The 14001-nt window shown below is 69.5% G+C and carries 11 protein-coding genes; 7 read left to right on the plus strand and 4 right to left on the minus strand.

Annotated features, from left to right (window positions below; genetic code table 11):
* The first annotated feature begins 16 nt into the window (after positions 1–16).
* Complete coding sequence (locus AB5J53_RS25790; protein WP_369248028.1) at positions 17–1411, plus strand: ethanolamine ammonia-lyase subunit EutB; 1395 nt, start codon at positions 17–19, stop codon at positions 1409–1411.
* On the plus strand, positions 1408–2229 hold the full coding sequence (eutC, locus tag AB5J53_RS25795) for an ethanolamine ammonia-lyase subunit EutC (RefSeq protein ID WP_369248029.1): 822 nt from the start codon (positions 1408–1410) through the stop codon (positions 2227–2229). The genes AB5J53_RS25790 and eutC overlap by 4 nt, the downstream gene beginning before the upstream one ends.
* A 205-nt stretch (positions 2230–2434) precedes the next feature.
* On the opposite strand, the gene AB5J53_RS25800 is transcribed toward eutC, so the two are convergent.
* Complete coding sequence (locus tag AB5J53_RS25800; RefSeq protein WP_369248030.1) at positions 2435–3295, minus strand: diacylglycerol kinase family protein; 861 nt, start codon at positions 3293–3295, stop codon at positions 2435–2437.
* A gap of 191 nt (positions 3296–3486) precedes the next feature.
* Between AB5J53_RS25800 and AB5J53_RS25805 the strand changes: the two genes are divergently transcribed.
* From AB5J53_RS25805 to AB5J53_RS25825, 5 genes are all read left to right on the plus strand, one after another.
* The gene (locus AB5J53_RS25805) at positions 3487–4770 is read left to right on the plus strand and encodes an adenylosuccinate synthase (RefSeq protein ID WP_369248031.1); all 1284 of its coding nucleotides are present in this window, start codon (positions 3487–3489) and stop codon (positions 4768–4770) included.
* Between the two features lie 250 nt (positions 4771–5020).
* Entirely contained in the window at positions 5021–6838 is a 1818-nt protein-coding gene (locus AB5J53_RS25810) for a bifunctional UDP-sugar hydrolase/5'-nucleotidase (protein WP_369248032.1), read from the plus strand.
* 348 nt (positions 6839–7186) lie between these two features.
* Positions 7187–9412, plus strand: coding sequence for a glycoside hydrolase domain-containing protein (locus AB5J53_RS25815; protein WP_369248033.1), 2226 nt, complete (start codon positions 7187–7189; stop codon positions 9410–9412).
* A 16-nt stretch (positions 9413–9428) separates the two neighbouring features.
* Positions 9429–9881, plus strand: a complete 453-nt coding sequence (locus tag AB5J53_RS25820; protein ID WP_369248034.1) for a hypothetical protein — start codon at positions 9429–9431, stop codon at positions 9879–9881.
* Complete coding sequence (locus AB5J53_RS25825; protein WP_369248035.1) at positions 9878–10630, plus strand: hypothetical protein; 753 nt, start codon at positions 9878–9880, stop codon at positions 10628–10630. The genes AB5J53_RS25820 and AB5J53_RS25825 overlap by 4 nt, the downstream gene beginning before the upstream one ends.
* Before the next feature lie 174 nt (positions 10631–10804).
* On the opposite strand, the gene AB5J53_RS25830 is transcribed toward AB5J53_RS25825, so the two are convergent.
* From AB5J53_RS25830 to AB5J53_RS25840, 3 genes are all read right to left on the minus strand, one after another.
* The gene (locus tag AB5J53_RS25830) at positions 10805–11455 is read right to left on the minus strand and encodes a hypothetical protein (RefSeq protein ID WP_369248036.1); all 651 of its coding nucleotides are present in this window, start codon (positions 11453–11455) and stop codon (positions 10805–10807) included.
* A 237-nt stretch (positions 11456–11692) separates the two neighbouring features.
* Positions 11693–12388 carry a GntR family transcriptional regulator gene (locus tag AB5J53_RS25835; protein WP_369248037.1) on the minus strand — a complete coding sequence of 232 codons (696 nt, stop codon included), beginning with the start codon at positions 12386–12388 and terminating at the stop codon, positions 11693–11695.
* 235 nt (positions 12389–12623) lie between these two features.
* Positions 12624–13979 carry an aspartate aminotransferase family protein gene (locus AB5J53_RS25840; protein WP_369248038.1) on the minus strand — a complete coding sequence of 452 codons (1356 nt, stop codon included), beginning with the start codon at positions 13977–13979 and terminating at the stop codon, positions 12624–12626.
* Between the last annotated feature and the right edge of the window lie 22 nt (positions 13980–14001).

The following is a 14001-nucleotide window of genomic DNA, read 5'->3' on the forward strand; positions in this document are numbered from 1 at the left end:
TCGTACGGTCGCCGTCATGACCACCTACACCGCCACCCTCGGCGGCCGGAGTCACCAGTTCGACGGACTGGCCCGGCTGCTCGCCGCCGCGAGCCCCGAGCGTTCCGGCGACCGGCTCGCCGGGCTCGCCGCCGAGTCCGCGCAGGCGCGGGTCGCGGCACGGTGGGCGCTGGCCGAGGTGCCGCTCGCGCGGTTCCTTGCCGAGCCGGTGATTCCGTATGAGGACGACGACGTGACCCGGCTGATCACGGACGGGCATGACGCGGTGGCCTTCGGGCCCGTCTCCGGGCTCACGGTGGGGGAGTTCCGGGAGTGGCTGCTGTCGGAGGCGGCGGACGCCGCGAGTCTGGCCGCGCTGGCGCCCGGGCTCACGCCCGAGATGGTGGCGGCCGTCTCCAAGCTCATGGGCAACGCGGACCTGGTGGCGGTCGCCCGCAAGGTGAGGGTGGTGACCGCCTTCCGCTCCACGATCGGCCTGCCCGGCCGCCTCGCCACCCGCCTCCAGCCCAACCACCCCACCGACGACCCGGCGGGCGTGGCGGCGGCGCTGCTGGACGGGCTCCTCCTCGGCTCCGGCGACGCGGTGATCGGCATCAACCCGGCGACCGACAGCCCGAAGGCCGTACGAGACCTGCTGGAGCTGTTGGACGGCGTGATCGAGCGCTACTCCATCCCCACCCAGTCCTGCGTCCTGTGTCATGTCACGACGAGCATCGACCTGATGGAACGCGGCGCCCCCGTCGACCTCGTCTTCCAGTCCATCGCCGGTACGCAGGCCGCGAACGCGTCCTTCGGTGTCACCCTCGGGCTGCTCGACGAGGCGTACGAGGCCGCCAAGGGACTCGGCCGGGGGACCGTCGGGCAGAACGCCCTCTACTTCGAGACCGGCCAGGGCAGCGCGCTGTCCGCCGACGCGCACCACGGGGTGGACCAGCAGACGGTGGAGGCGCGGGCGTACGCGGTGGCCCGCCGCTACGACCCGCTCCTGGTGAACACGGTCGTGGGGTTCATCGGCCCGGAGTACCTGTACGACGGCCGGCAGATCCTGCGCGCGGCGCTGGAAGACCACTTCTGCGGGAAACTGCTCGGGCTGCCGATGGGCCTGGACATCTGTTACACCAACCACGCCGACGCGGACGACGACGACATCGCGACGATGCTGACGATGCTCGGCGTAGCGGGGGCTTCGTTCGTGATCTGCACGCCGGGCGGCGACGACATCATGCTCAATTACCAATCCGCCTCGTACCACGACGCGTTGTACCTGCGCGAGGTCCTCGGGCTGCGCCCGGCACCGGAGTTCGAGGCGTGGCTGGGGCGGATCGGGCTGCTGGACGTCGGGGGCGGGATCAGGGATGTGTCGGGCACGGCCCATCCCTTGCTGGCGATCGGCAAGGAGGCAGCCGCATGAGCGACGTGACGGAGAGCGGTGTGACGGACAGTCAGCTAGGTCAACTGGCAACACTGGTAAGGGCCTTGGTGGCGCCACCCGAGTCCGACGCGGCCCTGTGGGCGTCCCTCCGCCGCCACACCCAGGCGCGGATCGGGCTCGGCCGTGCGGGCTCGGCGCTGCCCACCCGGCACCGCCTCGAACTGCAGGCCGCGCACGCCGCCGCGCGGGACGCGGTGCACTCGCCGTTCGAGCCCGACGCGGTGGCCGCCGCGCTGACCGGTGTGCCGACGATACGGGTGCGCAGTGCCGCGCCCGACCGGCTCACGTACCTTCAGCGTCCCGACCTGGGCCGACGGCTCGACGACATCGATCGCGCGCACCTGCCGCGCGACGACTGGGACGTGGTGTTCGTGGTGGCCGACGGGCTGTCGAGCCGTGCGGTCCATGATCACGCGGCGCCGGTGATCCGTGAGACGACGGCGCTGCTCCCCGCGACCTGGCGGGTCGCCCCGGTCGTCCTCGCCGAGCAGGCCCGGGTGGCGCTCGGCGACGACATCGCCGACGCGCTGGGGGCGACGCTGGCGGTGGTCCTCATCGGTGAGCGTCCGGGCATGTCGGCGGCCGACTCCCTCGGCGCGTACCTGACGTACACCCCGCGTCCCGGGCGCACCACCGACGCCGACCGCAACTGCCTCTCCAACATCCGGCCGCCGCTGGGTCTCTCCCACGCGACGGCCGCCACCAAGCTGGTCGCCCTGATGCGCAGGGCCCGGGCGCTCGGTGCCACGGGCGTGGCCCTGAAGGACGAGTCGGACGCGGCGCTGTCGCCCGGGTAGGTGTTTTCGCCCCCTCCGCCCCTACCCTCCCCCACTCTCGGCTTCGCTCGAGCGGGGGACCCCCATCGTCCCTGGGGGCTGCCGCCCCCAGACCCCCGCCAAAAGATCGCGCAGTTCCTCGCGCCCCTTAAAAGGGGCGCGAGGAACTGCGCGATCAACCCCCACGCACCCGCAGCCGCGGAGGGGGCGAAAAAACTCCCCGCCGTCACCCCACCGGCAACGTCAACCCCCACGCCCCCTCCCGCACCGTCCACGTCCGAGTCCGTACAGGCCCGGCCACCACCGAATCCGCCCGGTACCGGAAATCGGCCCCGGAGACGGTGACCCGGTGCCCCACGGCCCGCAGGGGCGACGCCTCCGCGCCCACGGACACCGGCCGGACCTCGACCTCCGCACCGCCCGACGAGAAGCCCGGCGTCACGCACACCGTCTCCACGGGCTGGTCGAGGTCGACGACCGTGACGCCGTCGACCTCGACACGGAGCCGGGAGGGACCGGGCCCGGGCACGGAGGTCAGCCGTGGGGGCCGGGCCACGAGGGTCCGGACGAGGGACTGGCAGGTGCGCAGCCAAGGGTGGGCCCCTGCGTCGGCACCGGCGTCCTCGTCGAGGCGGGCGGCGGCCGGGGACGGCAGCGAGGGGATCCGGAGCGCCCCCAGCACCACGCCGTCGCTGTCGTCGACGAGCAGATCCATCCGCCGCTCGGCCCCGTCGAGCACGGCCCGGGCCGCCGCCACGGCACCGGTCGGCACCCCCAAGGACCGCGCCAGCGAGAGCACGCCCCCCACCGGCACCAGCGACAGCGCACACGCGGCGAGCTCCCGCTGCCGGTGCAAAAGGGACACAGCTCGCAGCAGAGCCCGGTCGTCGCCGACGACGACGGGCCGCCGAGACCCCCGACGGGCCAGCGCCCGAGCGAATTCCTCGGGCCCGTCGGGAAGGCACACTTTCGTCGCCGCACCCGCGCTGAGCACGTCTTTCGCGATCCGTACAGACTCGCCGTCCGTCCGTCGGGCGACCGGGTCGATGACCACCAGAAGCTGGTCGGAAGCCGCCACCTCGGTCATGCCTCGCTTCCTCGGGTAGCATCTTGGTGCAAGAGCCCCTTGCGCTATTGCGCCAGGGGCTTCGTCTATTCCGGGGCATCCGGTCCGACGGTCGCGGCCAAAGGAGGTCGCCGGCGTACGCAGCCGTATCCAAAACCAGCCGCGTACGTCCCCGACCTTGGACATGCCCCGCCCGGAAGGGGTGTACGCCTGTGCCCGCACTTGTGCTGCTCGGTGCTCAGTGGGGTGACGAAGGCAAGGGAAAGGCCACCGACCTGCTCGGTGGATCCGTGGACTATGTGGTGCGCTACCAGGGCGGCAACAACGCCGGCCACACGGTAGTCGTGGGCGATCAGAAGTATGCCCTCCACCTCCTCCCTTCCGGAATCCTCACGCCGGAGTGCACTCCGGTGATCGGAAACGGAGTCGTCGTCGACCCGTCGGTCCTGTTCTCCGAGCTGAACGGACTGAACGAGCGCGGCGTCGACACCTCCAAGCTCCTGATCAGCGGAAACGCGCACATCATCACGCCGTACAACGTGACGGTGGACAAGGTCACCGAGCGCTTCCTCGGGAAGCGGAAGATCGGGACGACCGGGCGCGGCATCGGGCCGACGTACGCGGACAAGATCAACCGTGTCGGCATCCGCATTCAGGACCTGTACGACGAGTCGATCCTGACGCAGAAGGTCGAAGCGGCCCTCGACTTCAAGAACCAGATCCTGGCCAAGCTCTACAACCGGCGCGCCATCGAGGCCGGCCAGGTCGTCGAGGAGCTGCTGGGCTACGCGGACCGGCTCAAGCCGTATGTCGCGGACACCGTCCTGGTCCTCAACCAGGCGCTGGAGCAGGACAAGGTCGTGCTCTTCGAGGGCGGCCAGGGCACGCTGCTCGACATCGACCACGGCACGTATCCGTTCGTGACGTCGTCGAACCCGACCGCCGGTGGTGCCTGCACCGGTGCGGGCGTCGGCCCCACGAAGATCAGCCGGGTCATCGGCATCCTCAAGGCGTACACGACCCGCGTCGGCTCGGGCCCGTTCCCGACCGAGCTCTTCGACGAGGACGGCGAGGCGCTGCGGCGGATCGGCGGCGAGCGCGGTGTGACCACCGGTCGTGACCGGCGCTGCGGCTGGTTCGACGCGGTCATCGCCCGTTACGCGACCCGTGTGAACGGTCTGACCGACTTCTTCCTCACCAAGCTGGACGTCCTGACCGGCTGGGAGGAGATCCCGGTGTGCGTGGCGTACGAGATCGACGGCAAGCGCGTCGAGGAGCTCCCGTACTCCCAGACCGACTTCCACCACGCGAAGCCGGTCTACGAGACCCTCCCGGGCTGGTCGGAGGACATCACGAAGGCCAAGACCTTCGCGGACCTCCCGAAGAACGCCCAGGCGTACGTCAAGGCCCTCGAGGACATGTCCGGCGCCCCGATCTCCGCGATCGGTGTCGGCCCGGGCCGCGACGAGACGATCGAGATCAACTCGTTCATCTAGTACGGCCTTCGGTGCAGGCTGCAGTACGGCCTTGACCAACTCGTAGGGTTCGCAGGGCCCTTGGACACGCCCCCGGTGACGCTTCGGCCGACCCGGGGGCGTTGTCATGTCATGCCCATCCTTGACCGGGACATGGGCTGTTCCTGGTTTCGGCAGGGGCGAGGTGCGACCACGATCTACGCGTGTAGTCCCCGCACGGCTCGCACGGCTCGTTCACCTGCCCTCGCCACCCCACTCCCAGGAGCCCCGTATGCCCGTGAACCCCTTGAACCGCCGGGAGTTCGTGAAGAAGTCGGCCGTCACCGGCGCGGCCGTGGCCGTCGCGGGGACGGCCACGGCCGCGCCCGCCCAGGCCGCCGACCGGCATCCCGAAAAGGCGCCCCGCACCTGGTCGTTCTCCATCCTCGGCACCACCGACCTGCACAGCCATGTCTTCGACTGGGACTACTACACGGACGCCACCTACAAGGACAGCAAGGGGAATTCCGTAGGGGTCGCCCGCGTCGCCACGCTCATCAAGCAGCAGCGCGCCGCCAAGGGCGAGGACCACGTCCTGCTCGTCGACGCGGGCGACATCATCCAGGGCACGTCGCTGGCGTACTACTACGCGCGCGTCGACCCGATCACCGGCGCCGACGGTCGCAAGGGGCCCAGGCACCCGATGGCGATCGCGATGAACGCCATGCGGTACGACGCCGCCGCGCTCGGCAACCACGAGTTCAACTACGGCATCGAGACGCTCCGCAAGTTCGAGAAGCAGTGCCACTTCCCGCTGCTCGGCGCCAACGCGCTGGACGCGAAGACCCTCCGGCCCGCGTTCCCGCCGTACACCGTGAAGCGCATCTGCGTTCCCGGCGCGCCCGACATCAAGGTCGGCGTCCTCGGGCTGACGAACCCCGGAATCGCCCTGTGGGACAAGGACAACGTCGCCGGGAAGATGGCGTTCACCGGGCTCGTCGAGCAGGCCAAGAAGTACGTCCCCCGGCTCCGCGCCCTCGGCTGCGACGTCGTCTTCCTCACCGACCACTCCGGGCTGGACGGCAGTTCTTCGTACGGCACCGAACTCCCGTACGTCGAGAACGCCTCGAACCTCGTGGCCGAGCAGGTCCCCGGCATCGACGCGATCCTCGTGGGCCACACCCACACCGAGGTCTCGTCCTACACGGTGACGAACACCGAGACCGGCAAGGACGTCGTCCTCTCCGAGCCGTACTGCTACGGCATGCGCCTGACCGTCTTCGACTTCGAGCTCGAACTCGTCCACGGCCAGTGGAAGGTCACCAGCACCAAGGCGCAGACCCTCAACAGCAACACGGTCGAGGAGGACGCGGAGATCACCGAGCTCCTCAAGGCCGACCACGACCTCGTGGTGAAGTACGTCAACACGCCGGTGGGCACGTGTACCGCGGACCTCTCCGCGGCCGAGGCCTGCTGGAAGGACGTCCCGGTGATGGACTTCATCCACCAGGTCCAGATGGCGACGGTCGCCACCGGCCTGTCCACGGCCGACGCGGCGCTCCCCCTCATCTCGGTCGCCGCGCCCTTCAGTCGCACCGCCGACATCCCCAAGGGCGACGTCACCATCCGCGACGTCGCGGGGCTCTACATCTACGACAACACCCTGTACGGCAAGAAGCTCACGGGGGCGCAGCTCAAGGAGTACCTGGAGTACGCGGCGAAGTACTACCACCAGGTGCCGAGCGGCACGAAGGTCGACACCGCGACACTGACGAACGCCAACAACTTCTGGGACTACATGTACGACACCGCCGCCGGCGTCTCGTACGACATCGACATCGCCCAGGCCGAGGGGTCGAGGATCAAGAACCTCACCTACAACGGCACCGCGGTCGCGGACGACCAGGTCTTCGTCGTCGCCGTCAACAACTACCGCGCCAACGGCGGCAGCGGCTACCCGCACATCGCCTCGGCGGACATCGCGTACAGCTCCACGAACGAGATCCGCCAGCTGATGATCGACTACGTCACGTCCAAGGGCACGCTGGACCCCGCCGACTTCGCCGCGGCCAACTGGAAGCTGACGCAGGACGGGACGCCCGTGTTCTGACACGTCAGGGAAAGGTGCTCTGACACGTCAGGGAAGCCACTCCTCGCTCACTGCGGCCGACGTCCTCCTCCGGGGTCTCGGCCGCAGTGGCGTCTTTACGCCGCTGAGCCCCAACTCACCTGATTTTACTTGCCGTTGGCAATCATGCTGTGCCTATGGTGATCACCGCGCACGGCGGCACCGACCCGGTCGCCGGGCGCCCGGCGACCATCGACCGGGGGGAACACCGTCGTCATGGGGGGACACATCGGCATGCCGCGATGACGGCTGCCCGCGTACGACCACCCAGCCTCGTGTGCCCTTCTCGGCCGCATCGGACGCCGTCCCTGCGACGGAACAGGAGCCCCCGTGGCCGACGAGATGGTGCGCAAAGCACAGCAGTTCATCAACGGCGCCTATGAAGGCAAGCTGGGCATCGACCGCATCCCCGAGACCGGGGTGACCGGCTGGACGACGATGTTCGGCCTCACCCGCGCCCTCCAGTACGAGCTGGGCATCACGACCCTGTCGGACACCTTCGGTCCCACCACGCTGTCCACGCTGACGTCGAAGTACCCGACGCTCAACAGCGCCACGGTCCCGTCGGCGAACTTCGCCCGGATCATCCAGTCCGGCCTGTACTGCAAGGGCTACGACGGCGGTGACATCGACGGGACGTACAACTCCCGCGTCCAGTCCTCGATCGCCAAGCTGAAGCAGGACATGGGCGTGGACTTCACCTACCCCGGCACCAGCCTGGTGCCGAAGGTGTTCAAGGGCCTGCTCAACATGGACGCGTACGTCACCGTGAACAGCGGCTCGGACAGCATCCGGGCCGTGCAGAGATGGCTGAACGGGCAGTACGTGGGCCGAAGGGACTTCTTCATCATCCCGGCCGACGGCCATCACTCGCGCGACGTCGCCAAGTCCATGCTGTTCGCGGTGCAGTACGAGCTCGGCATGGCGGACGGCACTGCCAACGGCGTCTTCGGCCCGGGCACCCAGAGCGGCCTGAAGAGCCACACCGTCGCCACCGGCGACTCCGGCCCGTGGGTGCAGCTGTTCTCCGCCGGCATGGTCCTCAACCAGCGGCCCGTGTCCTTCGTCTCCACCTTCAACAGCGGCCTCGCCTCGGCCGTCTCCGACTTCCAGTCGTTCGTGAATCTCCCCGTCACCGGCAAGGGGGACTTCTCGACCTGGGCCTCCTTGCTGGTCTCCTACGGCGACCAGGCGCGCAAGGGCGAGGCCTGCGACGGCGTCACGCGGATCACCCCGGCCCGCGCCGCCGCGCTGAAGGCGGAGGGCATCAAGTACATCGGGCGCTACCTCACCAACCCCACGGGCGGCAAACCCTACGAGAAGGCGATCCAGGCGGGCGAGCTGCAGACCATCGCCGACGCGGGCCTGCGCTGCTACCCGATCTATCAGACGTACGGCCGTGACGCCTCCGACTTCAACTACATCGCGGGCCGCACCGCCGGGCAGGCCGCGGTGAACGCCGCCTTGGACCACGGCTTCAAGTCGGGCTCGCGGATCTTCTTCGCCGTCGACTTCGACGCCCTCGACCAGGACGTCACCGACAATGTGCTGCCCCACTTCAAGGGCATCGAGGACGCGATAGCCGACGACGGGAACCGGTACGCGATCGGCGTGTACGGACCGCGCAACGTGTGCACCCGCGTCTCGGAAGCCGGCCACGCGGGCGCCTCGTTCGTCTCCGACATGTCCTCGGGCTTCTCCGGCAACTTCGGCTACCCGCTGCCCGAGAACTGGGCCTACGACCAGGTCGTCACCCGCTCGGTCGGCTCGGGCGACGGCGCGATCGAGATCGACAACAACATCGCCTCCGGCCGCGACACCGGCCAGGGCAGCTTCAACGCACCCCGCGCCGTCCTCGCCGACACCCGCCTCGACGACTCCGTCCTGACGGCCATGCAGACGGACGTCGGCAAGTACATGGAATCCCTCGGCTACCCGCTCGACGGCGGTACGAGGAGCTACCAGCACTGGAAGTGCTTCCAGTCGACCGTGGTCGACCACGACGAGCTCATCACGAACCTGTCGAACAAGTACAACCTGCGCAAGGCGCTCATCCAGACGTCGGCGTACTGGGAGATGCGGCACATCGAGCCGCTGGACGAGGCGGCCTGGGAAGCCACGATCCTCGCGTACAACACGACGGGCCAGTTCATCAAGGACTCGTCCACGGGCATCGCCAAGCAGCGGGCCCTGACCCTCATCGGCGCCTGGAACCACTGTCTGTCCAAGGGCTATGTGACGGGCCGCCCGATCCTCGACGCCTCGAAGGACGACGACAAGTACTCGATCTGGAAGAAGGCGCACGACGACGAGGAGTTCGCCCTCACCAGCGTCTTCATGATCGACATGTGGGACATCGACGGAAAGCCCGGCGGCGACGACAATTCGGCCGCTTTGCGGTCACCGACCATCGAGTACAACGACACCGAGATCTACGAGGTGCTGCGCCGCTACCAAGGCCCTGGGGAGCCCGCGTTCACCGAGGCGAAGAAGCGCATGGGGCTGTACTACGTGATGGAGAAGTACAACTCGATCTCCCGGAACCTGCACTTGTGACAGAGGGAAGCGCGTGATGTCTGGAGACCAGCCGTACGCCGGCCACGACGGCACCGCCGTACTCCTGCTGACTCTGATCGGCCTCGTCGCCACGCCGTGGCTCGTCGTGCACGGGGTCAGGCTGCTGTTCCGTGCCAGGGCCGCCGGGACGACGGTGGCGGCCGTCAAGTCCGCCGCGGCGCTGGCCTGGGCCGGGGCGGCCGGCATGTACACCTGGGGCGTACTGCACCTGGTGTTCTTCGACGACGCCGACCAGTCCCAGGCGTGCGACACGGCGGTCGGAACGCGCCAACTCACCGGCTACGAGCCCTCGTTCATCCCACTGCACTTCGGCTGCCGCACCAGTGACGGGCACACGTACGAAGCGGTCATCCCCTCGTACGTCAACCCGGCGACAGCCGTGTTCCTGGTATGCGCTGTAGCACTCACCGGATTCGTGATCGCCCAACGCAAGGAGAGAATCAAGTGACGGCGAACCTGTCGCGGCGCACCGTTCTGCGCCGTGCTGCCCTCATAGCCGCCGGTGCCACCGTCGGATCGCAAGTGCTCGCCACCCCCGGCTACGCGGCCAGCGGCAAGCCCGATCCGGCCGCGCTCCGCAAGGCGCTGAAGACGGCACAGCAGAAGGTGAAGGACCGCGAGGCACACGTCCTGAGCGGTGCCCGGTCGAAGAACGGCTGGGACATGGAGAAGGTGGTCGACGACCGCGGCAACGTCTACACCCGGTCGGTGTCCGGCACCCCCTTGGACGTCCAGGTGCGCATGGGCGACGTGGAGACGATCCTCGCGCACGTGATCAGCCGCTTCCACTACGAGATCGACACCCTCCGCAAGGGAGACGTCGTCGGCTGGCGCAGACCGGGCTCGGTCCGCAAGGGTCTGCCGGAGTCCAACCAGGCATCCGGTACGGCGGTGCAGATCCGCCCCGGCTCCTACCCCTCCGGGCTGCGTGGCGGCTTCTACCCCCTTGAGGAGCTGACGATCCGCGACATCCTCGCCGACGCGGAGGGCGTGGTCCGCTGGGGCGGCGACGACCGGGCGCCGGACGAGTCGCTGTTCTACATCGACGTACGCCCGGACGACGCCCGCCTCACCAAGGTCGCGGAGAAGATCCGCACCTGGACGTTCACACCCGGCCAGGGTTCAGGGGTTCTGGTCGACCCCCTCCAGTCCCAGCGCCGCAAGGCGGCCGAGCGGCTCGCGAGTCAGCAGGCCTGACCCACCGGAAAGGCGGTCCAGGCTTCGCCGGTGACGGTGAGGGCTGGACCGTCGGGGTTCTTTGTTCCGTCGACCCGCTGCTCGAACGTTCGGGTGCGTTTGTGTGCGTCGGCCGGCCGGCGACGGCGGATGCGCGAGGTGGGCCACCTGCGGCTCCGCCCCGCGCCTCCCGGCTCAGCTGAAGATGATCATCGACCCCTGGGCGAGGCTCCGGGTCGCGGCGGCGTGCAGGCCCAGCCAGACGTGGCGTTCGCGGGCGAAGGGGCTGGAATCGTAGGGGGCGGGCGCAGCCGGTTCCTCCAGCTCCGTGGGGGCCATGGGGGGCTGCGGGGCGGCGGGCGGGTTCGCCGGGTCGATGCCGATCGAGGGGGCCACGAATTCGAGTTCGCGCAGCAGGGTCTGGGAGGAGCCCAAGGGGCCCCCGCCCGCGAGGAGTTCGTCGTTGGCGAGGGGGTGCGGGAAGTCGACGGGGACGTACGCACCCGCGTGGTCGTAGTGCCAGACCAGGTGCGACTGCTGGGCGTTCGACTCGAACATCTCAAGGAGCTGCTCGTAGTCACCCCCGAGTTCGTCCACCGGCGTCACCGCGAGCCCGCACATCTGGAGGAGGTACGCGCGGCGCAGGAAGTGCAGCGCGTCGTAGTCGAAGCCCGCGACCGGGGCCACGTCGCCGGAGAGGCCCGGCATGTACGCGTACACCGGGACCGGCGGGAGTCCGGCCTCGCCCAGCACCTTGTCGTAGAGCGCGAGTTCCTCGGCGAAGGGGTTGTCGGGGGTGTGGCACAGTACGTCGACGAGCGGGACCAACCACAGGTCACAGGCCAACAGACGGCTCCTCTTGCTCCTTGGGTGCAGGGTGGTCAGGGCAGCGTAATGCGCGCGGCGGTCTTGGGAAGGTCTCGGTGCACAACTCGGGGTTCTGGTGAGCCCCGGTCGGGGCGGGCGGCCTTGGGGCCCGGGGCGGAGCCGCTGATGGATGCGGCGCCCCCGAACCTCCGATCGCCCGAAGGGCTCGTCCTCAAACGCCGGACGGGCTGGTTGGTGCCGGCCGGGTGGAAGAGATCATCCGGCGTCCAGGCGCTCGATCAGGGCGAGCGAGTGCTCGTTGTACGCCGTGACGATCGCGTGGGCCGCTTCCGGGTCGCGGCGGGCCAGCGCGTCGACCAGTTCCGTGTGGCCGGACCACAGGTAGCCCTTCAGGTCGTCGACCCGGCGCAGGTGCTGGACCGTGCAGACCCAGGACTGGACGCGCAGACGGTGCAGGAAGTCGGCGAGGTAGGGGTTGCCGAAGAGGCCGCTGAGCTCGCGCCAGAAGCGGAGGTCGTAGCCGATGAGGATGTTCAGGTCGCCGGCGGTGGCGGCGCGCTGGGCCTCCTCGCCGCGGCGGCGGACTCCTGCGAGGGCGACGGCGGCGCGGGGGGCGCTGAGCTGCCGCATGCCGCCGGCGACGAGGTTGTGGAACATGCCGTCCGTGACCAGGCTGCGGGCCTCGATCATGCCGCGGTAGTCGGCCGCCGAGTACTCGTGCACGCGGAAGCCGCGGTGCTGGTCCGCTTCCAGCAGGCCCTGGGCCGACAGGTCGACCAGGGCCTCGCGGACGGGGGTCGCGGAGACGCCGTACTGCTCGGCGATCTCCTTCACCGTGAACTCCTGGCCCGGCTGGAGACGGCCTGCGAGCACCTCGTCGCGGAGCGCGTCCGCGATCTGCTGCCGCAGGGTGCTGCGGGTTACGGCCCCATTGCCGCCGCTGCCGGGCATGGTGTCTCGCTCCCCCATCGCGTGGGTACGTGGTCGGTCTACTCGCGTATCTCTCCGAGCACGCCACCATACGCGGTGGGGGTTGGGGGGTGGGTTTTTCGCCCCCGTAAGGGGCGCGGGGAACTGCGCGACAAGCCCCCACCCACCCGCACCCGAAAGACGACCCAGGGGGTCTGGGGGCGCAGCCCCCCAGGTACCGGACGGGCAGGGGCGGAGGGGACGAAGCCCCCCGCGGTCACACCGTGTGTTCGTCCGCCACCGCCAGCGCCGCGTCCAGCGCCGCCAGCCCCTCCTTGGCCTCGGCCTCCGTGATGTTGCACGGCGGCACGACATGGGTGCGGTTCATGTTGATGAAAGGCCACAGACCCTGCGCCTTCGCGGCGGCACCGAACGCGGCCATCGGAGCGTTCGCCTCACCCGCCGCGTTGTACGGCACCAGCGGCTCCCGGGTCTCCCGGTCCTTCACCAGCTCCAGGGCCCAGAAGACGCCCGTACCCCGCACCTCGCCGACACTGGGGTGCCGCTCGGCGAGATCACGCAGCCCGGGACCGATGACGGTCTCACCGATCCGCGCGGCCTGCCCGACGATGTCCTCCTCCTCCATCACGTTGATGGTGGCGACGGCGGCCGCACAGGCCAGCGGGTGCCCGGAGTACGTGAGCCCACCGGGATAGGGCCGACGGGCGAAGGTCTCCGCGATCGCACCGGAGATCGCGACACCGCCCAGCGGCACGTACCCGGAGTTCACGCCCTTCGCGAAGGTCATCAGGTCCGGCGTCACGCCGAAGTGGTCGGCGGCGAACCACTCGCCCGTACGCCCGAACCCGGCCATGACCTCGTCGAGGACGAAGACGATCCCGTACCGGTCACAGATCTCCCGGACGCCCGCGAGATAGCCGGCCGGCGGCGTCATGATCCCCGCCGTGCCCGGAATCGTCTCCAGGATCACCGCCGCGACGGTCCCCGGCCCCTCGAAGGCGATCGTGTCCTCGAGGTGCTGCAGCGCCCGCTCGCACTCCTGCTGCTCGCTGTCCGAGTGGAAGGGCGAGCGGTAGAGGAAGGGCGCCCAGAAGTGGACGACACCCGCCGCGCCGATGTCGTTCGGCCAGCGCCGCGGATCACCGGTGAGGTTGATCGCGGTGGAGGTGGCCCCGTGGTACGAGCGGTACGCGGAGAGCACCTTCGGCCGCCCGGTGTGCAGCCGGGCCATGCGCGTGGCGTTCTCGACGGCCTCCGCGCCACCGTTGGTGAAGAAGATCTTGTCGAGGTCGCCGGGGGTGCGCTCGGCTATCAGCCGGGCCGCCTCCGAGCGCGCCTCGACGGCGAAGGCGGGCGCGAACGTGGACAGGGTTGCGGCCTGCTCCTGGATCGCGGCGACGACCTTCGGGTGCTGGTACCCGATGTTGGTGAAGACGAGCCCGCTGGTGAAGTCCAGATACCGCTTGCCTTCGTAGTCCCAGAAGTACGACCCCTCCGCGCCGGCGACGGCGAGCGGGTCGATGAGCTCCTGCGCGGACCAGGAGTGGAACACGTGCGCACGGTCCGCGGCCTTCACGGCGGCGCCGACCTGAGGGTTGGGCTGAGGGGTCATGCGCCGAAGCGTAAATGTCCAC

It is taken from the genome of Streptomyces sp. R41 (genome assembly GCF_041053055.1).
Taxonomy (GTDB): Bacteria; Actinomycetota; Actinomycetes; order Streptomycetales; family Streptomycetaceae; genus Streptomyces.